Annotated in this window: 21 protein-coding genes and 1 pseudogene; 16 read left to right on the forward strand and 6 right to left on the reverse strand. The window is 62.4% G+C overall.

Features of this window, described 5'->3' with window-relative positions; all coding sequences use genetic code 11:
• The first annotated feature begins 28 nt into the window (after window positions 1-28).
• Both bamE and HU737_RS24665 read left to right on the forward strand, forming a co-directional pair.
• A complete protein-coding gene (bamE, locus tag HU737_RS24660) occupies window positions 29-283 on the forward strand; it encodes an outer membrane protein assembly factor BamE domain-containing protein (RefSeq protein WP_079230016.1) in 255 nt (84 codons plus the stop codon).
• Window positions 280-849 carry a lipocalin family protein gene (locus tag HU737_RS24665; protein ID WP_186557625.1) on the forward strand — a complete coding sequence of 190 codons (570 nt, stop codon included), beginning with the start codon at window positions 280-282 and terminating at the stop codon, window positions 847-849. The genes bamE and HU737_RS24665 overlap by 4 nt, the downstream gene beginning before the upstream one ends.
• 252 nt (window positions 850-1101) lie before the next feature.
• Here HU737_RS24665 and HU737_RS24670 read toward each other — a convergent pair whose 3' ends face one another.
• On the reverse strand, window positions 1102-2466 hold the full coding sequence (locus HU737_RS24670) for a formimidoylglutamate deiminase (RefSeq protein ID WP_186557626.1): 1365 nt from the start codon (window positions 2464-2466) through the stop codon (window positions 1102-1104).
• Window positions 2467-2608: 142 nt separating this feature from the next.
• Between HU737_RS24670 and hutC the strand changes: the two genes are divergently transcribed.
• The 7 genes from hutC (at window position 2609) to hutG (ending at window position 10913) form a co-directional block, all read left to right on the forward strand.
• Window positions 2609-3319: a histidine utilization transcriptional repressor HutC gene (gene hutC, locus HU737_RS24675; protein ID WP_186557637.1), complete on the forward strand. Its 711-nt coding sequence runs from the start codon at window positions 2609-2611 to the stop codon at window positions 3317-3319.
• On the forward strand, window positions 3316-3888 hold the full coding sequence (locus HU737_RS24680; RefSeq protein ID WP_186557627.1) for a HutD/Ves family protein: 573 nt from the start codon (window positions 3316-3318) through the stop codon (window positions 3886-3888). Before hutC ends, HU737_RS24680 begins: the two co-directional genes overlap by 4 nt.
• Window positions 3889-4124: 236 nt before the next feature.
• Entirely contained in the window at window positions 4125-5798 is a 1674-nt protein-coding gene (hutU, locus tag HU737_RS24685; protein ID WP_186557628.1) for a urocanate hydratase, read from the forward strand.
• Window positions 5799-5872: 74 nt separating this feature from the next.
• On the forward strand, window positions 5873-7405 hold the full coding sequence (gene hutH / locus HU737_RS24690) for a histidine ammonia-lyase (protein WP_186557629.1): 1533 nt from the start codon (window positions 5873-5875) through the stop codon (window positions 7403-7405).
• A gap of 68 nt (window positions 7406-7473) precedes the next feature.
• Window positions 7474-8877 carry an amino acid permease gene (locus HU737_RS24695; RefSeq protein ID WP_186557630.1) on the forward strand — a complete coding sequence of 468 codons (1404 nt, stop codon included), beginning with the start codon at window positions 7474-7476 and terminating at the stop codon, window positions 8875-8877.
• A gap of 15 nt (window positions 8878-8892) precedes the next feature.
• Window positions 8893-10098 carry an imidazolonepropionase gene (gene hutI / locus HU737_RS24700; RefSeq protein ID WP_186557631.1) on the forward strand — a complete coding sequence of 402 codons (1206 nt, stop codon included), beginning with the start codon at window positions 8893-8895 and terminating at the stop codon, window positions 10096-10098.
• A gap of 11 nt (window positions 10099-10109) precedes the next feature.
• Window positions 10110-10913, forward strand: coding sequence for an N-formylglutamate deformylase (gene hutG, locus HU737_RS24705; RefSeq protein ID WP_186557632.1), 804 nt, complete (start codon window positions 10110-10112; stop codon window positions 10911-10913).
• Between the two features lie 24 nt (window positions 10914-10937).
• On the opposite strand, the gene HU737_RS24710 is transcribed toward hutG, so the two are convergent.
• Window positions 10938-11441 carry a GlcG/HbpS family heme-binding protein gene (locus tag HU737_RS24710; protein WP_186557633.1) on the reverse strand — a complete coding sequence of 168 codons (504 nt, stop codon included), beginning with the start codon at window positions 11439-11441 and terminating at the stop codon, window positions 10938-10940.
• 154 nt (window positions 11442-11595) lie between these two features.
• On the opposite strand from HU737_RS24710, the gene pip reads away from it, so the two are divergent.
• From pip to mdoH, 4 genes are all read left to right on the forward strand, one after another.
• The gene (gene pip / locus HU737_RS24715) at window positions 11596-12567 is read left to right on the forward strand and encodes a prolyl aminopeptidase (RefSeq protein WP_186557634.1); all 972 of its coding nucleotides are present in this window, start codon (window positions 11596-11598) and stop codon (window positions 12565-12567) included.
• The gene (gene dtd / locus HU737_RS24720) at window positions 12564-13001 is read left to right on the forward strand and encodes a D-aminoacyl-tRNA deacylase (RefSeq protein WP_186557635.1); all 438 of its coding nucleotides are present in this window, start codon (window positions 12564-12566) and stop codon (window positions 12999-13001) included. The genes pip and dtd overlap by 4 nt, the downstream gene beginning before the upstream one ends.
• Window positions 13002-13264: 263 nt before the next feature.
• Window positions 13265-14980: a glucan biosynthesis protein G gene (locus tag HU737_RS24725; protein ID WP_217838544.1), complete on the forward strand. Its 1716-nt coding sequence runs from the start codon at window positions 13265-13267 to the stop codon at window positions 14978-14980.
• Window positions 14973-17546: a glucans biosynthesis glucosyltransferase MdoH gene (gene mdoH / locus HU737_RS24730; protein WP_186557636.1), complete on the forward strand. Its 2574-nt coding sequence runs from the start codon at window positions 14973-14975 to the stop codon at window positions 17544-17546. Before HU737_RS24725 ends, mdoH begins: the two co-directional genes overlap by 8 nt.
• A 119-nt stretch (window positions 17547-17665) precedes the next feature.
• On the opposite strand, the gene HU737_RS24735 is transcribed toward mdoH, so the two are convergent.
• Window positions 17666-18511 (reverse strand): IS3 family transposase, encoded by an 846-nt coding sequence (locus HU737_RS24735; protein WP_225915657.1) that lies wholly within the window; start codon window positions 18509-18511, stop codon window positions 17666-17668.
• On the reverse strand, window positions 18508-18867 hold the full coding sequence (locus HU737_RS26320) for a transposase (protein WP_225915574.1): 360 nt from the start codon (window positions 18865-18867) through the stop codon (window positions 18508-18510). Before HU737_RS26320 ends, HU737_RS24735 begins: the two co-directional genes overlap by 4 nt.
• A gap of 193 nt (window positions 18868-19060) precedes the next feature.
• Between HU737_RS26320 and HU737_RS24740 the strand changes: the two genes are divergently transcribed.
• From HU737_RS24740 to HU737_RS24750, 3 genes are all read left to right on the forward strand, one after another.
• On the forward strand, window positions 19061-19858 hold the full coding sequence (locus HU737_RS24740) for a transporter substrate-binding domain-containing protein (RefSeq protein WP_186557389.1): 798 nt from the start codon (window positions 19061-19063) through the stop codon (window positions 19856-19858).
• Between the two features lie 75 nt (window positions 19859-19933).
• Entirely contained in the window at window positions 19934-20896 is a 963-nt protein-coding gene (locus HU737_RS24745) for an amino acid ABC transporter permease (protein ID WP_186557343.1), read from the forward strand.
• Window positions 20889-21623 carry an amino acid ABC transporter ATP-binding protein gene (locus tag HU737_RS24750; protein WP_186557390.1) on the forward strand — a complete coding sequence of 245 codons (735 nt, stop codon included), beginning with the start codon at window positions 20889-20891 and terminating at the stop codon, window positions 21621-21623. The genes HU737_RS24745 and HU737_RS24750 overlap by 8 nt, the downstream gene beginning before the upstream one ends.
• Before the next feature lie 100 nt (window positions 21624-21723).
• Here HU737_RS24750 and HU737_RS26705 read toward each other — a convergent pair whose 3' ends face one another.
• Window positions 21724-22617 carry a methyl-accepting chemotaxis protein gene (locus tag HU737_RS26705; protein WP_405130351.1) on the reverse strand — a complete coding sequence of 298 codons (894 nt, stop codon included), beginning with the start codon at window positions 22615-22617 and terminating at the stop codon, window positions 21724-21726.
• Window positions 22618-22626: 9 nt separating this feature from the next.
• Window positions 22627-23712, reverse strand: a pseudogene (locus HU737_RS26710) (methyl-accepting chemotaxis protein); the annotation flags it as partial.
• Between the last annotated feature and the right edge of the window lie 107 nt (window positions 23713-23819).

Below are 23819 nucleotides of genomic sequence, written 5' to 3' on the forward strand. Positions count from 1 at the left end.
GAGCCCCATGTCCCAGGAGTGTCCCTTCATGTCGTTGCGTTCCCTCGCCCTGTTGTCCTTGTGCGTCGTCCTGACTGCGTGCAGCAAGATCAATCAGGAAAACTATTCCAAGCTCAAGGCCGGCATGAACAAGGCCGAGGTCGAGCAACTGTTGGGTACGCCAACCGAATGCTCCGGAGCGCTGGGCATGAGCAGCTGCACCTGGGGTGACGAGAAGAGTTTCATCAGCGTGCAGTACGCGGCGGACAAGGTGCTGATGTACTCCGGGCAGGGCCTCAAATGAGGCGGTTGAGCCTGCTGCTGGGCGTCTGCCTGGCGCTGCTGTTGGGCGGCTGTGCCAGCTCCAGCGTCGACCCGCTGGCGCCGAAGACGGCCGGCGCGGTGGACCTCAAGCGCTACCAGGGCAAATGGTATGAGCTGGCGCGCCTGCCGATGTACTTCCAGCGCGACTGTGCCCAGTCCGAGGCGCATTACAACGCCAAGCCCGATGGCACCCTTGGTGTGTTGAACCGCTGCCGGATGCTCGATGGCGAGTGGATTCGTGCCGAAGGCAATGCCAAGCCGCAGGAAGCGGGGCACACCGACAAGCTATGGGTCGAATTCGATAACTGGTTTACCCGCCTGGCGCCGGGCGTGGCCAAGGGTGAGTATTGGGTGCTGTATGTGGATGCCCATTACCGCACGGCCATCGTCGGCAGCCCTGATCGCAAGTACCTGTGGATTCTGTCGCGCACCCCATCGCTACCGGCGTGGCAGCGTGAAAACCTGTTGGCCAAGGCGCGCCAGCAGGGGTATGACACCAATCGCTTGATTTGGCGGGTGGCGGATCGGGATATCGCCGCCAGGTAATGCGGTTGTCATCGCGGGGCAAGCCCGCTCCCACGCTTGCCTAGGCTCTGTACGTAAAGCCTTGATACTTGTCATGCTGCGTTGAAAACAGCCTCGGAATGCTCATTTACTCCAGTAAAGTCGAGCGCGACTCCGACCGTTCCTCGGCTGTTTTCGCCTTGCCTGACCGGCGTCTCAAGACTTTTCATACAGACCCTAGATAGATAGCGTGGGAGCGGGCTTGCCCCGCGATAGCGGTGGAACTGCGTTTAATCAGTCCAGCAGCTGGCGCAGCACCTCGACGAACGCTCGCCCACTGTCCTCATCCTGCGCATGCCGCCCCTGGCGCACCACCCACTGCCCGTTGACCATCACATCGCGCACCTGGCGATCGCCGCCGGCAAACAGCCAGCGGTTGAGAATGGCGTCGCCCTCGGCGGTGGCAATGTACGGATCCTGCCCATCGAGCACCAGCCAGTCGGCGCGCTTGCCCACGCTGAGCTCGCCAATCGGCTGCCCCAGCGCCTGCGCGCCACCACTGAGCGCGGCATCGTAGAGGGTTCTGCCAACCATCGGTTGATCGCCCCGGTACAGCCGATTACGTCGTTGGTCACGCAGCCGCTGGCCATACTCCAGCCAGCGCAACTCCTCGACCACGCTGAGCGATACATGGCTGTCCGAGCCAATCCCCATGCGGCCACCCAGGGCCAGGTAATCCACCGCAGGGAAGATCCCGTCCCCAAGGTTCGCTTCGGTGCTCAGGCACAACCCGGCCACCGCGCCGCTATGAGCCATGGCGCGAACTTCATCTGGCTCGGCATGGGTGGCATGCACCAGGCACCAACGGCGGTCGACATCGACATGTTCATACAGCCATTGCAGCGGACGCACGCCGCTCCAGGCCAGGCAATCGTCGACTTCCTTTTGTTGCTCGGCGATGTGGATGTGGATCGGGCAGGCCTGGTCACCGTTCGCCACGACACCGGCAATCTGCGTCGGGGTCACCGCGCGCAAGGAGTGGAAACACAGGCCTAGCTGTTGTGCTGGTTGAGCGGCCAACAGCGGCTGTAGCTGCTCCTGCAAGCGCAGGTATTGTTCGCTTGAGTTGATGAAGCGGCGCTGACCGTCATTGGGCGCCTGGCCACCAAAGCCCGAATGGCTATACAACACCGGCAGCAGCGTCAGGCCAATCCCGGCGCTGCTCGCGGCGGCGCTGATACGCCGCGACAGCTCGGCAGGGTCGGCATACGCCTGGCCATCGCGGTCATGATGCACGTAGTGGAACTCTGCCACCGAGGTGTAGCCGGCCTTGAGCATTTCGATGTACAGCTGGCGGGCGATGACTTGCAGTTGCTCCGGGTTGATCCGACCCACCAGGCGGTACATCAGATCGCGCCAGGTCCAGAAACTGTCGTTGGGATTGCCCGCCACCTCAGCCAGGCCTGCCATGGCGCGCTGGAAGGCGTGCGAGTGCAAGTTGGGCATGCCCGGCAGTAGCGGGCCGGCCAGTCGCTCGGCGCCCTCGGCCGAGGCATCGGCCTGGAGACTGGACAGTCGACCATCGGCGGCGACCTCAAGACGGACGTTGCGCGCCCAGCCAGTGGACAGCAGGGCGCGCTCGGCGAAGAAGACGGGCATGGGTTTTTCCTGTTCTTGTTAACTTGTATATACATATACAGGCGTTTGCCTGCCCGGTAAACTCCGGCAAGCTACCGTTCACTCATACCGCACAAGGATAAAAGCCGTGCCGACACCTCCTGTCTCCGCGCTGGTGGCCCAGATGGGCGAAGGTCCGGCGCCGCTGTACGCCCGGGTCAAGCAGATGATCATCCAGCAGATCGAAAACGGCACTTGGCCGCCCCATCACCGGGTGCCTTCCGAGAGCGAGCTGGTCAGCCAACTGGGATTCAGCCGCATGACGATCAATCGCGCCCTGCGTGAACTGACCGCCGATGGCCTGTTGGTGCGCATGCAAGGGGTGGGCACTTTCGTTGCCGAACCCAAGACCCGTTCGGCGCTGTTCGAGGTCAACAACATTGCCGACGAGATCGCCAGCCGTGGCCATCAGCATAGCTGCCAAGTGATTACCCTGGCCGAAGAAGCGGCAGGCTCCGAGCGCGCCCTGGCGCTGGACATGCGCGAAGGTCAGCGGGTGTTCCATTCGCTGATCGTGCATTACGAGAACGGCATCCCGGTGCAGATCGAAGACCGCTACGTCAACGCCCTGATCGCCCCGGATTACCTGAGCCAGGACTTCACCCGGCAGACGCCCTACGCCTACTTGTCCCAGGTCGCTCCGCTGACCGAGGGCGAGCACGTGGTCGAAGCCATTCTTGCCGAGCCCGAAGAGTGCCGCTTGCTGCAGATCGAACGTGGTGAGCCGTGCCTGCTGATCCGCCGGCGCACCTGGTCCGGTCGCCAGCCAGTTACTGCCGCGCGGTTGATCCACCCCGGCTCCCGTCATCGCCTGGAAGGACGTTTCAGCAAATGAGCCAGTTGCAGTTGTTGCGTGCTCGCGACTACCCACGCATGCCGTGGAAGAACGGCGGCGGTTTCACCGAGGAGATTGCCCGCGACGCGGGCGATAGCCTGGAAGGATTTGGCTGGCGCCTGTCGATTGCCGATATTGAAGAGTCTGGCGGTTTCTCAAGCTTCAGCGGTTATCAGCGGATCATCACCGTGCTGCAAGGCGACGGCATGCGCTTGTTGGTCGATGGCCAGGCTAGCCGACCGCTACTTAGCTTCGATGCCTTCGCCTTCAATGGCGAGAGCCAGGTCAGCTGCAAGCTGCTGGGTGGCCCTATCAGGGATTTCAACCTGATCTATGCGCCGCAGCGCTATCGGGCGCGCTTGCAGTGGTTCGATGGCAGTAGCCGGTTATTCAGTTCGGCGCCGACGGTGTTGCTGTTTGCTGGCAGCAATCATGTCGAAGTCGGGCTGGCCGGGCATGAGTCGCAGAGCCTGGGGTTGTACGACTGCCTGCGGCTGGAAGGCAATGATGGCTTGCTGGGGTTGGATGTGCAGGGGCGGTTTTGCCTGATTGAGCTGACTGCGCGCTGAGATAACGATTATCGGGGCCGTTTCGCAATCCATCGCGGGGCAAGCCCGCTCCCACGCAAGCTGTAGTGCGCACGTGGGAGCGGGCTTGCCCCGCGATGGGCTGCGAAGCGGCCCCAATCATTTGCAAGGAAGATAGAAAGATTTTTGGTTGTCCATGCTTGTACATACAAGTAAAGGTGTGTTTGTATATTGGCCATCGACACACCGCCGTCGGATGACCGCAGAGGACCTTCCCCGTGACTGACAACAACAAATACCGTGACGTAGAAATCCGTGCCCCGCGTGGCAACAAGCTGACCGCCAAAAGCTGGCTGACCGAAGCGCCGCTGCGCATGCTGATGAACAACCTCGACCCGCAGGTGGCCGAGAACCCCAAGGAACTGGTGGTCTACGGCGGCATTGGCCGCGCCGCACGTAACTGGGAGTGCTACGACAAGATCGTCGAGACCCTGACCCGCCTGGAAGACGACGAGACCCTGCTGGTGCAGTCTGGCAAGCCGGTCGGCGTGTTCAAGACCCACAGCAACGCCCCGCGCGTGTTGATCGCCAACTCCAACCTGGTGCCGCACTGGGCCAACTGGGAGCACTTCAACGAACTGGATGCCAAGGGCCTGGCCATGTACGGCCAGATGACCGCCGGCAGCTGGATCTACATCGGCAGCCAGGGCATTGTCCAAGGCACCTACGAAACCTTCGTCGAAGCCGGTCGCCAGCACTACAACGGTAGCCTCAAGGGCAAGTGGGTGCTCACCGCCGGCCTTGGCGGCATGGGCGGCGCCCAGCCACTGGCGGCGACCCTGGCCGGCGCTTGCTCGCTGAACATCGAGTGCCAGCAGAGCCGGATCGATTTCCGCCTGAGCAGCCGCTATGTCGACGAGCAAGCCAGCGATCTGGACGACGCGCTGGCGCGCATTGGCAAATACACCGCCGAAGGCAAAGCCATCTCCATCGCCCTGCTGGGCAACGCCGCCGAAATCCTGCCGGAGCTGGTCAAGCGTGGCGTGCGTCCGGACATGGTCACTGACCAGACCAGCGCCCACGACCCGCTCAACGGCTACCTGCCCGCTGGCTGGACCTGGGAGCAGTACCGCGACCGCGCCCAGACCGAACCGGCCGCAGTGGTCAAGGCTGCTAAGCAGTCCATGGCCGTTCACGTGCAGGCCATGCTCGACTTCCAGAAGCAGGGTGTGCCGACCTTCGACTACGGCAACAACATTCGCCAGATGGCCAAGGAAGAGGGCGTGAGCAATGCCTTCGACTTCCCAGGCTTCGTTCCGGCCTATATCCGTCCGCTGTTCTGCCGCGGCGTGGGTCCATTCCGCTGGGCCGCGCTGTCGGGCGAAGCTGAAGACATCTACAAAACCGATGCCAAGGTCAAAGAGCTGATCGCTGACGACGCCCACCTGCACCGCTGGCTGGACATGGCCCGCGAGCGCATCAGCTTCCAGGGCCTGCCGGCGCGTATCTGCTGGGTTGGCCTGGGCCTGCGTGCCAAGCTGGGCCTGGCCTTCAACGAAATGGTGCGTAGCGGCGAGTTGTCGGCGCCGATCGTCATTGGCCGCGACCACCTTGATTCCGGCTCGGTCTCCAGCCCGAACCGCGAAACCGAATCGATGCGCGATGGCTCCGACGCGGTGTCCGACTGGCCGCTGCTCAACGCCCTGCTCAATACCGCCAGCGGCGCTACCTGGGTTTCGCTGCACCACGGTGGCGGAGTGGGCATGGGCTTCTCGCAACACTCAGGCATGGTCATCGTCTGCGATGGTAGCGATGAAGCCGCCGAGCGCATTGCCCGCGTGCTGACCAACGACCCAGGCACTGGCGTCATGCGCCATGCCGACGCCGGTTACCCGATCGCTGTCGACTGCGCCAAAGAGCAGGGCCTCGATCTGCCGATGATCACAGGTTGATCGTCAGCACCGAGCAAGGGCGATACTGAATAACAAGAAGGGGCCTGTGGGCCCCATGCGAATGGAGTAGCGAAGTGACCGAACTGACCCTCAAGCCCGGTACCCTGACCCTGGCCCAGCTGCGCGCGATCCACGCAGCGCCCGTGCAACTGCGCCTGGATGACAGTGCTGGCCCGGCGATCAATGCCAGCGTCGCTTGCGTCGAACAGATTCTCGCCGAGGACCGCACAGCCTACGGCATCAACACCGGTTTTGGCCTGCTGGCCTCGACCCGCATTGCCCGCGAAGACCTGGAAAACCTGCAGCGCTCGCTGGTGCTGTCGCACGCTGCCGGCATCGGCGCGCCGCTGGATGACTCCATGGTGCGCTTGATCATGGTGCTCAAGATCAACAGCCTGAGCCGGGGTTTCTCCGGTATTCGCCGCAAGGTCATCGATGCGCTGATCGCCTTGGTCAACGCTGAAGTCTATCCGCACATTCCGCTCAAGGGTTCGGTAGGCGCCTCGGGCGACCTGGCACCATTGGCGCACATGTCGCTGGTGCTGCTGGGTGAGGGCAAGGCGCGTTATCAGGGTCAGTGGTTGCCTGCAAACGAGGCCCTGGCAGTGGCCGGCCTCGAGCCGCTGACCCTGGCAGCCAAAGAGGGCCTGGCCCTGCTCAATGGTACCCAGGCATCGACTGCCTACGCCTTGCGTGGGTTGTTCCACGCCGAAGACCTGTTCGCTGCGGCGATCACCTGCGGCGGCCTTACCGTCGAAGCGGCGCTGGGTTCGCGTTCACCATTCGATGCACGCATCCACGAAGTGCGTGGCCAGCGCGGCCAGATCGACGCGGCAGCCTGCTACCGCGATCTGCTCGGCGATTCCAGCGAGGTGTCGCGCTCGCACGAGAACTGCGGCAAGGTCCAGGATCCCTACTCGCTGCGCTGCCAGCCACAGGTCATGGGCGCCTGCCTGACCCAATTGCGCCAGGCTGCCGAGGTATTGGCCATCGAGTCCAACGCGGTGTCGGATAACCCGTTGGTGTTCGCCGCCGAAGGCGATGTGATCTCCGGGGGTAACTTCCACGCCGAGCCGGTGGCGATGGCGGCTGACAACCTGGCGCTGGCGATTGCCGAGATCGGTGCGCTGAGCGAGCGGCGCATCTCGCTGATGATGGACAAGCACATGTCCCAGCTGCCGCCGTTCCTGGTAGAAAACGGCGGGGTCAACTCGGGCTTCATGATCGCCCAGGTGACGGCTGCCGCGCTGGCCAGCGAAAACAAGGCGCTGTCGCATCCGCACAGCGTCGACAGCCTGCCGACTTCGGCCAACCAGGAAGACCATGTGTCGATGGCCCCGGCGGCGGGCAAGCGGTTGTGGGAAATGGCCGAGAACACCCGTGGCGTGCTGGCTATCGAATGGCTGGGCGCGTGCCAAGGGCTCGACCTGCGCAAGGGGCTGAAAACCTCGGCCAAGCTCGAACAGGCCCGCAAGGCGCTGCGCGAGAAAGTCGCGCACTACGAGCGTGACCGGTTCTTCTCGCCGGATATCGAGATTGCCAGTGAACTGCTGGCTGAGGGCACGCTGACAGGGTTGTTGCCGGCTGGAGTGTTGCCGAGCCTGTGAGATAGCGGGGGCCGCAATGCGGCCCCAACACGCGGTTGTTCGTCCAAAAAAAATAAAAGGGACGCAGAATGCAACAAGCTCAAGGACTCAAACGCGGGCTATCGTCCCGCCACATTCGTTTCATGGCCCTCGGCTCTGCCATCGGCACCGGCCTGTTCTACGGCTCTGCCTCGGCCATCCAGATGGCCGGCCCCGCCGTGCTGCTGGCCTACCTGATTGGCGGCGCTGCGGTGTTCATGGTCATGCGCGCCCTCGGCGAGATGGCCGTGCACAACCCGGTGGCCGGCTCCTTCGGCCACTACGCCAGCACCTACCTGGGGCCTATGGCCGGTTTCATCCTCGGCTGGACCTACGCCTTCGAGATGATCATCGTCTGCATTGCCGACGTGACCGCCTTCGGTATCTACATGGGCTTCTGGTTCCCCGACGTGCCGCGCTGGATCTGGGTGCTGGGCATCGTCTTCCTGATCGGTGGGCTGAACCTGTGCAACGTCAAGGTGTTCGGCGAGATGGAGTTCTGGCTGTCGCTGCTCAAGGTCGGCGCCATCGTGGCGATGATCCTCGCCGGCCTGGGCATCATGGCCTTCGGTTTTGGCCAGGTCGGCAACGGCGCTGCCGTGGGGGTCGGCAATCTGTTCGAGCATGGCGGCTTCATGCCCAACGGTATCGGCGGTTTGATCGCCTCCTTTGCCGTGGTGATGTTCGCCTTTGGCGGTATTGAAATCATCGGCATCACCGCCGGTGAAGCCAAGGATCCGCAGCGGGTGATTCCCAAGGCGATCAACGCCGTGCCGCTGCGCATCCTGCTGTTCTATGTGCTTACTCTGTTCGTGTTGATGTGCCTGTACCCGTGGCCGCAGATCGGTAGCCAAGGCAGCCCGTTCGTGCAGATCTTCAGCAACCTGGGGATCGGCTCGGCTGCCGCCGTGCTCAATGTGGTGGTGATTTCTGCGGCCGTGTCGGCGATCAACAGCGACATCTTCGGCGCGGGCCGGATGATGTATGGCCTGGCGCAACAGGGCCACGCGCCACGCGGTTTTGCCCAACTGTCGAAACACGGCGTACCGTGGCTCACGGTGCTGGTGATGGGGGCGGCGCTGTTGATCGGTGTGGTGCTCAACTACCTGATCCCGGAAAACGTGTTCCTGTTGATCGCCTCGATCGCCACCTTCGCGACGGTGTGGGTGTGGCTGATGATCCTGGTCACACAAGTCGCCATGCGTCGCCGGATGACGCGCGAAGAGGCGGCCCAGCTCAAGTTCCCGGTGCCGTTCTGGCCTTATGGACCAGCGCTGGCGATTGCCTTCATGGTGTTCATCTTTGCGGTGCTCGGTTACTTCCCGGATACCCAGGCGGCATTGCTCGTCGGTGTGGTCTGGGTGGTGTTCCTGGTGGCCTCCTACCTGCTGTGGTGCAAGCCGAGCGCAGGCCAGGGCGAGCTGGCCAGGGAACACGCCGAGCTGCATCGCTAGTAACGGAGACGCTCTATGAGAACCCTTTGGCAGCATTGCCACGTGGCCAGCATGGCCCAGGGCAGCTACTCGATCATCGACGACGCGGCCATCGTCAGCAACGCAGGCCTGATAGAGTGGATCGGCCCGCGTCGCGAACTGCCGCCGGTCGATGCCGAGCGCACGGTGGATCTGGCGGGCGCCTGGGTTACCCCAGGGCTGATCGACTGCCACACCCACGCGGTGTTCGGCGGTAACCGCAGCGGCGAGTTCGAACAGCGCCTGCAGGGCGTCAGCTATGCCGAAATTGCCGCGCAAGGCGGCGGCATTGCCAGCACCGTGCGGGCCACCCGTGCGGCCAGCGAGGACGAGCTGTTCGCCAGTGCCCACCAGCGCGTGCAAGCGCTGATGCGCGATGGCGTCACTACCGTGGAGATCAAGTCCGGCTACGGCCTGGACCTGGCCAACGAACGCAAGATGCTGCGCGTGGCCCGGCGCCTGGCCGAAGAGCTGCCACTGACCGTGCGCAGCACCTGCCTGGCCGCTCATGCGCTGCCGCCGGAATACGCAGGCAGGGCCGATGACTACATCGCGCATATCTGCGACGAGCTGCTACCCGCGCTGGCGGCCGAGGGCCTGGTAGATGCAGTGGATGCATTCTGCGAGCACCTGGCGTTCTCCCCGGCCCAGGTCGAGCGGGTGTTCATCAAGGCCCGAGAACTGGGCCTGCCGGTCAAGCTGCATGCCGAGCAGTTGTCGTCGCTGCATGGATCGAGCCTGGCGGCACGCTACCAGGCGTTGTCTGCCGATCACCTGGAGTTCATGACCGAAGAGGATGCCATCGCCATGGCTGCGGCTGGCACTGTTGCCGTGCTGCTGCCGGGCGCCTTCTACTTCCTGCGCGAGACCCAGCTGCCGCCGATGGACGCGCTGCGCAAGCATGGCGTGAAGATCGCCTTGGCCAGCGACCTTAACCCAGGCACTTCGCCAGGCCTGTCGCTGCGCTTGATGCTGAACATGGGCTGCACGTTGTTCCGCATGACCCCGGAGGAGGCCCTGGCCGGCGTCACCCTGCACGCTGCTACCGCGCTCGGGCTGGGCGCCAGCCACGGCTCGCTGGAAGTCGGCAAGCTGGCGGACTTCATCGCCTGGCAGATCGAACGCCCCGCCGACCTTGCCTACTGGCTCGGCGGTGACTTGCCCAAGCGCGTGGTGCGCCGCGGCCACGAGATTTCCAATTGAGCGAGGCAGACATGCACAAGGTATTGAGTTTCCATCAAGGTCGGCTGCCGCTGCTGATCAGCATGCCGCATGCAGGCCTTGGCCTGACGCCGGCTGTGCGCGATGGGCTGGTCGATCAGGCGCGCAGCCTGCCAGACACCGACTGGCACATTCCCCTGCTGTACGACTTCGCCCGTGAGCTGGGCGCAAGTGTTGTGGCGGCGCAATACTCACGCTTTGTCATCGACCTCAATCGGCCTGAGGATGACAAGCCGTTGTACGCCGGAGCAACCACGGGCCTGTATCCGGCCACATTGTTCGAGGGCGAGCCACTGTTCAAAGACGGCCTGACGCCTTCTGCTGACGAGCGTGCGACCTACTTGGAGCAGATCTGGCGCCCCTATCACGACACGATCAAGCACGAGTTGGCGCGTCTACGCGAAGCGTTTGGCTATGCCCTGCTGTGGGATGCACATTCGATCCGCTCGCATATCCCGCATCTGTTCGAGGGCAAACTACCGGACTTCAACCTTGGCACGTTCAACGGCGCCAGCTGCGACGCGCAGTTGGCCGAGCGGCTCAAGGGGGTGTGCGCTGGGGCCGAAGGTTACAGCCACGTGCTCAACGGACGCTTCAAGGGCGGGCACATCACCCGTCACTACGGCAACCCTGCGCAGCACATCCATGCGGTGCAACTGGAGTTGGCCCAGAGCACCTATATGGAGGAGATCGAGCCGTTCACTTACCGTGAGGATCTGGCCCGGCCTACTCAGGTGGTACTCAACGGCTTGCTGGAAACACTCCTGGCATGGGGCCGGGAGCGCTACGACAAATAATGGCGCAGCGAGCGGAGACTCTCGTCACCGCCCGCTGCAGGTTTTAGCGTACTGGTGACTTTTGCAGGCTGTATAGGCTTCGACGCCAGCTTTGGCGAACGCCTTGTCCAGCTCAGGTGTGGCGCCGCTGATGCCAATGCTGCCGACGTGACGTTTGTGCTGGTCGAAAATCGGCAGCCCGCCTTCCAATAGCAAGAACCCCGGGATCGAGCCATAAGGATTAGCAGGCAGTCCCGCACTGCGCTCAGCGAGCACACCGGACTCGACTGGGAAGCTGGCTGACGTCGATGCTTTCAACTGCGCGACCTGGATACTACCGACGCTGGTGTTGTCCATGCGCCGAAAGTACTTCAGATTGCCGTGCTGGTCATGGATGCTGATGACGATGTTGTAATGCTGGGCTTGAGCGGCGCTCTGCGCGGCGTCGGCCATGGCGATGGCAGCTTGCAGTTCCAGACGCGGCTCCGGCGGTGCAGCTAGAGTGGTAAAAGACAGCAGCGCGAGAACAGCGATGGTCAATGTTTTCATGGGCTCCCTCGGTGTTGATGGGCAGGGCGCTATCTTAAGGGCAGCCAAGTCCGAGAGGGCGACGCCGATTGTTAGCACTCGTTGCCGGTGCGCCCTGGCATGATTCGGGTTTATGATGGCGCCAGCCGAAGAATAGCCCTTCATGGAGTGCGCAATGCAGACCCTGTACCCGCAGATCAAACCCTACGCCCGGCACGATCTGGCCGTGCAAGCGCCGCATGTGCTGTATGTCGATGAGAGCGGTTCGCCGGAAGGTCTGCCGGTGGTGTTCATCCACGGTGGCCCAGGTGCCGGCTGCGACGCGCAGAGCCGCTGCTATTTCGATCCAAACCTGTATCGCATCATTACCTTCGATCAGCGCGGTTGCGGCCGTTCCACGCCGCACGCGAGCCTGGAGAACAACACGACCTGGCATCTGGTCGAGGACCTGGAGCGCATTCGCCAGTACCTAGGCATCGACAAGTGGGTGCTGTTTGGCGGCTCCTGGGGTTCGACCCTGGCCCTGGCCTACGCCCAGACCCACCCCGAGCGCGTGCATGGCTTGATCCTGCGCGGCATCTTCCTGTGCCGCCCGCAGGAGATCCGCTGGTTCTACCAGGAAGGTGCCAGCCGCCTGTTCCCTGACTACTGGCAGGACTACATCGCGCCGATCCCCGCCGATGAACGCGACGACCTGGTCAAGGCCTTCCACAAGCGCCTGACCGGCAACGACCAGATCGCCCAGATGCACGCGGCCAAGGCCTGGTCGACCTGGGAGGGCCGTACCGCGACCCTGCGCCCCAATCCGCTGGTGGTCGATCGTTTCTCCGAGCCACAGCGCGCACTGTCGATCGCCCGGATCGAGTGTCACTACTTCACCAACAATGCTTTCCTGGAGCCGGACCAGCTGATCCGCGACATGCCCAAGATCGCCCACCTGCCAGCGGTGATCGTGCATGGCCGCTACGACGTCATCTGTCCGCTGGACAACGCCTGGGAGCTGCATCAGGCCTGGCCCAACAGTGAGCTGAAGGTTATCCGCGATGCCGGTCATGCCGCGTCGGAGCCCGGTATCACCGATGCGTTGGTGCGCGCTGCCGATCAGATGGCCCGGCGCCTGCTCGACCTGCCCTTGGAAGAAGCATGAAAGGTTTGCTGCAGCGAGTGCGCGGGGCGCGAGTCGAGGTAGAGGGGGAGATCGTCGGTGCCATCGACCAGGGTTTGCTGGTGCTGGTGGCAGTCGAGCCTGAAGATACCCGTGAACATGCCGATAAGCTGTTGCACAAGCTGCTCAACTACCGGGTGTTCAGCGATGCCGACGGCAAGATGAACCTGTCGCTCAAGGACATCGGTGGCGGCTTGCTGCTGGTGTCCCAGTTCACCCTGGCGGCAGATACGCGTAGCGGCATGCGCCCGGGCTTCTCGACTGCCGCGCCACCGGCGCTGGGCGCCGAGTTGTTCGACTATCTGCTAGCGCGCGCACGAACCTCGCACGAGGACGTTGCCAGCGGTCGTTTTGGCGCCGACATGCAGGTGCACCTGGTCAATGATGGCCCCGTAACATTTATGTTACAAATCTGAGGCGAAATAACCCCCTGTTTGCAGGAAAACAAGGGGGTTTGTACGATAAATAGTTTGTACAGCCTGATGCGTTGTAACGCGGCCTGCTGGATAATCGCGCGCTGCGTGAACCTGCGTTCGCAGGTTCGTTTCACCTTGACTCGAGCATTGTCTGGATCCGTTTGGGGAATCATTACGCCCTCACGGGGTCCGAACAGTGCTCGCCAACCCGGCATTGGTCGCTGGCCGTTGGTTTCATGATCTGTTTTCGGCGAGGGTTGCTCGTGATTGTAAGTCCCTGTAATGCACCAAGAATCCCCGGCAATCGGCTGCGCAAGGCCCTGGCGGCTGGCGTAGCACTGGTCGGCCTGATGAGCGCTGGCCAGCTGTGGGCATTCAATCTTGACGATGTTGCAGCCAAGGCAAAGGATCTGGCCGGCCAGAAGTACGAAGCACCGAAGAGCAATCTGCCGGCGGTGTTCCGCGACATGAAGTACGCCGATTACCAGAAAATCCGCTTCCTTCAGGAAAAGGCCGAGTGGGCCAAGGACAAGACGCCGTTCAAGCTGTCCTTCTACCACCAGGGCATGCACTTCGACACACCGGTGAAGATCAACCAGGTCACCGCCACCAAGGTCGAGGAAATCAAGTACGACCCGAGCCGCTTCGAGTTCCAGGACGTGCCGCACGACGCCAAGACCGTCGAAAACCTCGGCTACGCCGGTTTCCGCGTGCTCTACCCGATCAACAAGGCCGACAAGCAAGACGAGATCATGACCTTGCTTGGCGCCAGCTATTTCCGCGTCGTCGGCAAGGGCCACGCCTATGGCCTGTCGGCCCGTGGCCTGGCCATCGACACCGCGCTGCCGTCCGGCGAAGAATTCCCGCGTTTCACCGAGTTCTGGGTCGAGAAGCCCAAGCCCGCCGACAAGCACCTGGTGATCTACGCCCTGCTCGACTCGCCGCGTTCCACCGGCGCCTACAAGCTGACCGTGCGCCCGGGCAACGACACCATCGTCGACGTCAAGTCGCGCATCTACCTGCGTGATCACGTCAGCCGCCTGGGTATCGCGCCGCTGACCAGCATGTACCTGTTTGGCCCTAACCAGCCCTCCAAGGTCATGAACTACCGTCCGGCCCTGCACGACTCCGAAGGCCTGTCGATCCATGCCGCCAACGGCGAATGGCTGTGGCGCCCGCTGAACAACCCGAAACACCTGGCTGTGAGCAACTTCAGCGTCGAGAACCCGCGTGGTTTCGGCCTGATGCAGCGTCACCGCGCCTTCAGCGACTATGAAGACCTCGATGACAACTACCAGAAGCGTCCAAGCACCTGGATCGAGCCTAAGGGCGACTGGGGCAAAGGCACCGTCGATCTGGTCGAGATCCCGACCGCCGACGAGACCAACGACAATATCGTTGCCTTCTGGAGCCCGGAGACCCTGCCAGAGCCAGGTAAACCAGCCGACTACGACTACCGCCTGCACTGGACCATCGACGAGCCTAAGTTCCAGGCCCCAGAGCTGGGTTGGGTCAAGCAGACCCTGCGTTCGACCGGTGACGTCAAGCAGTCCAACCTGATCCGTCAGCCGGACGGCAGCGTGGCTTTCCTGGTCGATTTCGCGGGCCCCGCCCTGGCTGCTTTGAAGGAAGACGCCAAGGTGCGTAGCCAGATCAGCGTTGGCGACAACGCCGAGGTGGTCGAGAACAATCTGCGCTATAACCCAGAGACCAAGGGCTGGCGCCTGACCTTGCGCCTGAAGATCCAGGACCCGAAGAAGTCCACCGAGATGCGCGCTGCCCTGCTGCAGGACGTTCCGGTCGAAGCACCTAAGCCGGCCAAGGACACCAAGCATGACAAGGCTGCGGCCAAGCATGCCAAGGCTGAAAAGCCTGCCGAGCAACCAGCCGCCGATGCGGCGTCCACCAACGGGGCCCCGGCCACCACCGAGAAGGTGCTGACCGAAACCTGGAGCTATCAGTTGCCTGCCGATGAGTAACTCAAGCGCAAGGCCAGAATCGCTTGGCGAGTACCTGGCCCACTTACCACTGAGCGACGAGCAGCGGGCGGAACTCGCCAACTGCGCCTCGTTCAGCGAGCTGCACCAACGCCTGGCGGCCAATCCGGCCGCCACTGCCACCGAGGCCGTACAGGCCTCTGTGGGCCCACGCCTGACCGTGGGCAGCGCCGCCGAGCTGGAAGACGCCGAAATGCTCGGCGTCGACGGCAGCGGTCGGCTGTGCTTGAAGATCGCCCCGCCGATCAAGCGCACCCGGGTTCTGCCCGAGCCATGGCGCACCAATATCCTGGTACGCATGTGGCGGCGCATGACGGGCCGCACCAACGCACCGCAGCCGCCCAAACGCGAACTGCCGCCAGCGCGCTGGCGCTGGGTCGGCTCGCTGCGTCGCTATATCCTGCTGGCGCTGATGCTCGGTCAGACCATCGTTGCCGGCTGGTACATGAAAGGCATCCTGCCGTACCAGGGCTGGTCGTTCGTCGATCTCGACGAGATCATGAACCAGTCGCTGTGGGACACCGTCGTGCAGGTCTGGCCGTATGCATTGCAGACCTCCATCCTGATTCTGTTCGGTATCCTCTTCTGCTGGGTGTCGGCGGGCTTCTGGACCGCGCTGATGGGCTTCCTCGAGCTGCTCACCGGGCGTGACAAGTACAAGATCTCCGGCAGCAGTGCCGGTAGCGAGCCGATCGCCGCCGAAGCGCGTACCGCGCTGGTAATGCCGATCTGCAACGAAGACGTGCCACGGGTGTTTGCCGGTCTGCGCGCGACCTTCGAGTCGGTGGCCGCCACCGGCAACCTCGATCGGTTCGATTTCTTCGTGCTCAGCGACACCAACGATCCAGACATCGCCGTTGCCGAACAGCAGGCCTGGCTGGACGTGTGCCGCGAGGCCAAGGGCTTTGGCCGCATCTTCTACCGCCGTCGCCGCCGTCGCGTCAAACGCAAGAGCGGCAACCTTGACGACTTCTGCCGTCGTTGGGGCAGCGAGTACAAGTACATGGTGGTACTCGACGCCGACAGCGTGATGAGTGGTGACTGCCTGAGCAGCCTGGTGCGCCTGATGGAGGCCAACCCGGATGCCGGCATCATCCAGACCGCGCCGAAGGCCTCGGGGATGGACACCCTGTACGCGCGACTGCAGCAGTTCGCTACCCGCGTATACGGCCCGCTGTTCACCGCTGGCCTGCACTTCTGGCAGCTGGGCGAATCGCACTATTGGGGGCACAACGCGATCATTCGGATGAAGCCGTTCATCGAGCACTGCGCCCTGGCGCCGTTGCCCGGTAAGGGCGCCTTCGCCGGTGCGATTCTGTCCCACGACTTCGTCGAAGCGGCGCTGATGCGTCGGGCCGGCTGGGGAGTGTGGATCGCCTACGACCTGCCAGGCAGTTATGAAGAGTTGCCGCCCAACCTGCTCGATGAGCTCAAGCGCGACCGGCGTTGGTGCCATGGCAACCTGATGAACTTCCGCCTGTTCCTGGTCAAGGGCATGCACCCGGTACACCGTGCGGTGTTCCTTACCGGGGTGATGTCGTACCTGTCGGCGCCGTTGTGGTTCTTCTTCCTGGTGCTGTCGACCGCCTTGCTGGCGACCAACACCCTGATGGAGCCGCAGTACTTCATCGAGCCGTTCCAGCTCTACCCGTTGTGGCCACAATGGCACCCGGAGAAGGCCATTGCGCTGTTCTCCACCACCATAGTGCTGCTGTTCCTGCCCAAGCTGCTGAGCATCATCCTGATCTGGGCCAAGGGCGCCACCGAGTTCGGTGGGCGGATCAAGGTCACCCTGTCGATGCTGATCGAGATGCTGTTCTCGATGCTGCTGGCGCCGGTACGGATGATCTTCCATACCCGCTTCGTCCTGGCCGCGTTCCTCGGCTGGGCGGCGACCTGGAACTCGCCGCAGCGTGACGACGACTCCACCCCGTGGAGCGAAGCGGTGCGTCGCCATGGTCCACAGACCCTGTTGGGCTTTGCCTGGGCCGCGTTGGTGGCCTGGTTGAACCCAAGCTTCCTGTGGTGGTTGGCGCCGATCGTTGGTTCGCTGGTGCTGTCGATCCCGGTTTCGGTGATCTCCAGCCGGGTGCGCCTGGGCCTGCGGGCCAAGGACGAGAAGCTGTTCCTCATTCCTGAGGAATACGCGACCCCGCACGAGCTGTTGGCGACCGACCAGTACACCCACGAGAACCGCTGGCATGCGCTGCATGACGGCTTCGTGCGGGCAGTGGTCGACCCACGCCAGAACGCTTTGGCCTGCGCGATGGGGACTGCCCGGCATGGCCAGGCGGCACCGATCGAAGCGCTGCGTGAAGAGCGCATCGCCAAGGCGTTGGAAGTCGGGCCGAAAGGGCTGGACGGCAACACCCGTCTGGCGCTGTTGAGCGATCCGGTGGCGCTGTCGCGTCTGCATGAGCGGGTCTGGGCCGAGCACAATTCGGCCTGGATCGATGTTTGGCGCAACTCGATCAACAGCGATCCGCATTCGCCGCTGTTGCCGTTGCATCCGGAGAATGAGGCACAGCCTTCCTTGGTAGGTGCCTGATCCAGCATGGGGGCCGCTTTGCGGCCCTTCGCGGGCAAGCCCGCTCCCACAGGGTTCGATGCACGACCTGTAGGAGCGGGCTTGAACTGGTCAACTTATTTTGGACACCAGTTAAGGTTTCATGCCGCATCCTTGAGCTTTTTCTCCATGGCTACCGGGGTTTGATAACCGTTGTAGCTGTGGAGGCGCTTCAGGTTGTAGCGGACCAAATAAGCCTGAACGTCAGCCCGCGCCTGTGCTTCGGTTTCATAACCCCCTGCGGGAATCCACTCTGACTTCAGGGCCCCAAAAAAGCGCTCCATGGCGGCGTTATCCCAGCATTGTCCTCGATGGCTCATGCTCTGATTCATGTCGTACTCTTCAAGTGCAGCCCTGAACTTGTGGCTGGTGTACTGGCATCCCTGGTCGGAATGAAACATCACATCCTTCGGCTTGCCGCGGGATTCGGCCGCCATGCGTAGCGCGCTGCAGGCCAGCCTGGCGTCCGCAATCATTGAAAATGCCCAGCCCACCACCCGTCGTGCGTACAGGTCGAGCACAGCTGCCAAGTACAGCCAGCGCTTGCCAACCTGGATATAGGTCACATCCCCACACCACACTTCGTTGATCGTCGAAACTTTGAAATTCCGCTTCAACTGATTTTCTGCAATCAGCGCTTCCGCGCCTGAAGAACGGTACCGGTGCGGCCGGCGCTGCCTGCATTTCAGGCCAGCTTCACGCATCAGACTACGCACTTTGTAGCGTCCGACTTTATGGCCGTCACGCCGCAGTTCCTCGGTTAGTGTTCGCGATCCAGCCGAACCTCGAGAGACTTTGAAATGGCCCTCTACAGCCGAGCGTAACTGATCCCGCTCTGGATTTTTCCGGGCTTGGCGTTTGCGCCATGCATAGAAACTGCTGCGCTTGACCCCAAGCACGCGACAGCATTCGACGATACCGTATTGCTCACTCAGCTCGTTGATCAGCGAAAACGATCTTTGGAGTCCCGAAGCAGGAGAGCACTGGCCTTTTTTAGGATTTCGATATCTCGGTCTTTCTGCCGAACCAACGCCTCCAACTCTTGGATTCGTTGTTGATCCGGGGTGATAGCCTTGGCTCCAGCCGGTACCTTGCCCTCTCGCTCCTTGCGCACTTGCTCAACCCAGCGACGCAGGGCTGTAGGCCCAATTTCAAGCATTTCACAGACTTCGGGTACTGATTGACCACCGTCGAGCACCATCTCAGCAGCCCGGATTTTCTGTTCTTTCGAGTATGACTTTCGCACTGATTTTGCCTCCAATTGGGCGCCATCATAGCGCCCGTAGAAGGTGTCCAAAATCATTAGGCCAGATCAGCTTGCCCGCGATGGGCTGCAAAGCAGCCCATAGGCCTATTTTGGCCAACAAAGTCCCCCCAGGCTCTAGGTCCCGAGCCGCGCATGCGTTAGCATCCCATCCGATATTTCGCAGCGGTCTGTAGGACCGTTACTGCCAACAATAAGATTCGTACTCTTTTCGCTAGGGGACTTGGTGATGATGAAGAAATACCTGTCGCGACTGCTGGTCGGCGTCACCGCGCTGGTCGCAGTGGCCAGCGCCCAGGCCGGCGCCATCGACGACGCGGTCAAGAGCGGTACCCTGCGGGTCGGCATGGACCCGACCTACATGCCCTTCCAGATGACCAACAAGCGCGGTGAAATCATCGGCTTCGAAGTGGACATCCTCAAGGCCATGGCCAAGTCCATGGGCGTCAAGCTCGAGACCGTCTCCACCGCCTACGACGGCATCATCCCAGCCCTGCTGACCAACAAGTTCGACATGATCGGCAGCGGCATGACCCTGACCCAAGAGCGCAACCTGCGCCTGAACTTCAGCGAACCGTTCATCGTCGTCGGCCAGACCCTGCTGATCCGCAAGGAGCTGGCGGGTGAGATCAAGTCGTATAAAGACCTGAACAACGAGAAGTACCGCGTTACCTCCAAGCTCGGCACCACCGGCGAGATGGTCACCAAGAAGCTGATCAGCAAAGCCAAGTACCACGGCTACGACAACGAGCAGGAAGCGGTGATGGACGTGGTCAACGGCAAGGCTGATGCCTTCGTCTACGACGCGCCGTACAACGTGGTGGCGGTGGAGAAGGCCGGCGCTGGCAAGCTGCTGTTCCTCGAAGAACCTTTCACCTACGAGCCGCTGGCTTTCGGCCTGAAGAAAGGCGACTACGACAGCATCAACTTCATCAACAACTTCCTGCACCAGATCAAGCATGACGGGACCTACGATCGTATCCACGACAAGTGGTTCAAGAACAAGGACTGGCTGAAGGAAATGGAATAAGCAGGCCACAAGCCTAGGCTTTGATCCCAACGCGCAGGCAAACCCTGCGCGTTCGCATTTACGGAAGTACCCCACGTGATCAAACACAAGAAAGCCCAGTGGCCCTGGCACGCGCTGACCGCGCTGGTGCTGGTGGGCCTGGCGATCAGCCTGTACTTCGCCACCTCGTTGATGTCCTACGAGTGGCGCTGGAACCGCGTTCCCCAGTACTTCGCCTACCAGGCCGAAGAGGCTCAGCGCGCAGCCAGCTATGGCACCGTGCAGGACATCGTCCTGCAAGGCGACAGCGCCCGCGTCACGCTCAAGGGCGAGGATGGCCAAGAGCAGGTGCTGGACGTGGCCAAGGACAGCCTGCAACTGAGCCGCGGTGACGACGTCGCCGAAGGCGATCAGATCGGTGTAACCCGGCACTGGGCGGCCGGTCCGCTGGCCTGGGGCCTGTGGACCACGCTGTGGCTGTCGGTGGTGTCCGGTGCGTTGGGCCTGGTGATCGGCCTGATCGCCGGTTTGTGCCGGTTGTCGAACAACCCGACCCTGCGTGACCTGTCGACGGTCTACGTCGAACTGGTACGCGGCACACCACTTTTGGTGCAGATTTTCATCTTCTACTTCTTCATCGGCACTGTGCTCAATCTGTCTCGCGAGTTCGCTGGGGTGGCGGCGCTGGCGCTGTTCACGGGCGCCTACGTCGCGGAGATCGTGCGCGCCGGTGTGCAGTCGATTGCCAAGGGGCAGAACGAGGCGGCGCGCTCGCTGGGCCTGAATGCCGGGCAGTCGATGCGTCATGTGATTTTGCCGCAGGCGTTCAAACGCGTACTGCCGCCGCTGGCTGGGCAGTTCATCAGCCTGGTCAAGGACACCTCGCTGGTCTCGGTCATCGCCATCACCGAGCTGACCAAGAGCGGTCGCGAGGCGATCACCACCTCGTTCTCGACCTTCGAGATCTGGTTCTGCGTGGCAGGCCTGTACCTGCTGATCAACCTGCCGCTGTCGCACCTTGCCAGCCGGCTCGAGCGGAGGCTTGCGCAAAGTGATTGAAGTCCGTGATCTGTTGAAAGTGTTCGACACCCGCGGCCAGGTGGTGCGTGCGGTGGACAACGTCACCACGCAGGTGGCCAAGGGCGAAGTGGTGGTGGTGCTGGGCCCGTCGGGCTCGGGTAAATCGACCTTCCTACGCTGCCTCAATGGCCTGGAGCACTTCGATGCCGGTCATGTGTCGATCAATGGCCTGCAGCTGGATGACCCCAAGACCGACATCAACGCCTATCGCCGCGAAGTCGGCATGGTGTTCCAGCATTTCAACCTGTTCCCGCACATGACCGTGCTGGAGAACCTGTGCTTGGCGCAGAAAGTCGTGCGCAAGCGCAACAGGACGGACCGCGAAGCCAAGGCGCGGGCGCTGCTGGAAAAGGTGGGCATCGGCCAGAAAGCCAACGAGTATCCATCGCGGCTCTCCGGTGGCCAGCAACAGCGGGTAGCGATTGCTCGGGCGCTGGCGATGGACCCGAAGGTGATGCTGTTTGATGAGCCGACCTCGGCGCTGGACCCAGAGATGGTTGGCGAAGTGCTGGACGTCATGAAGACCCTGGCGCAGGAAGGCATGACCATGGTCTGCGTGACCCACGAGATGGGCTTTGCCCGCGAAGTGGCTGATCGGGTGCTGTTCTTCGATCACGGCAAATTGCTGGAAGACTCGGCGCCGGTGGCGTTCTTCGATTCGCCGAAGGATCCGCGCGCCCAGGCGTTCCTGCGTCAGGTGCTGTAAGACGCAGAGAGCGTTTGCGTGGGAGCGGGCTTGCCCCGCGTAGCGTTGTTGGCGCTGACGCTATCGCGGGGCAAGCCCGCTCCCACGTTGATGCGCGTTGTTAGAGATTGAACCGCCCTACCATCCCGCGCAGTTGCTGCCCCAGCTGCTCCAGCTCGCCACTGGAAGCCGCCGTCTGCTCACTGGCGGCACTGGTCTGATCCGACACTTGCCGCACATTGATCACGCTGCGATTGATCTGCTCGGCCACCACACTTTGCTCCTCGCTGGCCGTGGCAATCTGCTGGTTCATGCCCTGGATGCTGGAAACTGTCTGGGTGATTTGCCCCAGCGCGTCACCGGCCTTACGGCTTAGCTCCACGCTTTGTTCGGTAAGTTGCTTGCTGCTGTCGAGCAGGCCGGTGACCTCGTCTGTGCCACTGTGCAAGCTGGCGATCAGTTGCTCGATCTCTTCGGTCGATTGCTGGGTGCGCTGGGCCAAACCTCTGACCTCATCAGCGACCACCGCGAAGCCGCGCCCCGCTTCACCCGCGCGGGCGGCCTCGATGGCGGCATTGAGCGCAAGCAGGTTGGTCTGCTCTGACACCGACTTGATCACATCGAGAATGCTGCCGATGCGCAGGCTTTCCCCCGCCAGGTGATGCATGGCTCGTAGGCAATGATCCATCTGCCCGGCCAACTGCTCGATCTGCGCGACCGCCTGGGCCACCACTTCATCGCCCAGCTGCGCCTGATGATCGGCGGTGGTCGCGGCTTGCGAGGCCTGCTCGGCATTTTGTGCCACTTCTTGCACCGTGGCGCTCATCTGGTTCATCGCGGTGGCCACCTGGTCGGTCTCTTCGCGCTGTTGGTTGATCCGCTCTTTGGTGTCTTCGCTGGCATTTGCCAGTTGTGAGGCTGCACTGGATAACTGGCTGACACCTTGGTCGATGCCGCCGATCAGCTCACGCAAGCTCAGGGTCATGTCGCGCATGCTCGCCTGCAACTGGCCCATTTCATCGCAGCGTGTGACCGGCTCCAATTGGCTTAGGTCGCCGCGGGAGATGCGCGCAGCCTGGGCCAGGGTCTGGCGTAGCGGCTGGGTAATCTGCCGGGTGATCACCCAGCCGGCGGCGATACCCAGCAGCAATGCCAGCAAAGCGACCGTGGTCAGCAGCGAGCGCGCAGCCAGCGCTTCATGGTCCCGCTGCTCGACCTTCTGTTCGCCCAGCGCGATGCTCGCTGCGCTAAGTTCGTCGCCGATCTTCTCCATGTTGTTCTGCAACTGTTCGACGTTGATTGCCGCGCGGCGGTATTGCTCAAGGCTGCTGCGATACCTTGCTAGCTGCGCAGCAGGCTGCTCCATCAGGCTGCGCGGCAATTCGAGCCGGGCCAAGGCCCTTAGGAGCTGATCGAGCGCGACGTCGGCAGCATTCAGGGCCGTATCGCCAACCGTGGCGAAGTCTTCGATGGGGGAGAAGGTGTAGGCCGGCACCAGGCTTTGTTGCGCGGCGTTGTCGATATGGCGCGACAGGCTGTCCATCAGCCCCAATACTCCTCCTTGCTGGTTGTCAGCGGGCATTCGCAGCAGGGCTTGAGTCTGTAGCTCGTCGATCACCTCATCGAGCTTCTGTGCCTGCGCCTGCAAGGTGCTGCGGGTCTGGCTGCGCAGATCGACGGCGCGCAGCAGGGCGGCGAAGTCGTCACGCAGCCGCTGCAGTTGTTGCAGTTTCTGCGTGAGCAGCTGCCGTGACTCTTCGACACTGCTGCGTTGTTGCAGGGTGCTGAGCATGTGCTGCAACTGCTCGAGGATGTGGGTAATGCGCGCCTTGCTGGTGTCATCGGCAAGGACGCGGAAGGTAATGCGCTCGGCGCGCAAGTCTTTGCCCAGCTCGTTGATCCGAACGATTTCGCTCAGCTGTTGCGAGCGGGTGATGGCGCCATCGAGGGCGCGCCAGCCACTGATCGTGGTGGCCAGGGTGAGCAGCAGTACGATCGCGAAGCCCAGGGCGAGCTTCAGTCCTACGCTCAGGTTGCCTAACCTGCGATTGATGTTTCCGAACATGGCATGCCTCCGTCCAATAGAGTGATGGCCACGTGATATGGCCATGCCTGCTCATCGGCAGAGGGGGTGTGGGACTGGACCTGTAAGTTGTGTAGGAAAAGTCGCTTAAGTGAGCGGGAATTAACTTGGGTGTTGTGCTGTGATCGAGGGCC

This window comes from Pseudomonas urmiensis (genome assembly GCF_014268815.2).
Taxonomy (GTDB): Bacteria; Pseudomonadota; Gammaproteobacteria; order Pseudomonadales; family Pseudomonadaceae; genus Aquipseudomonas; species Aquipseudomonas urmiensis.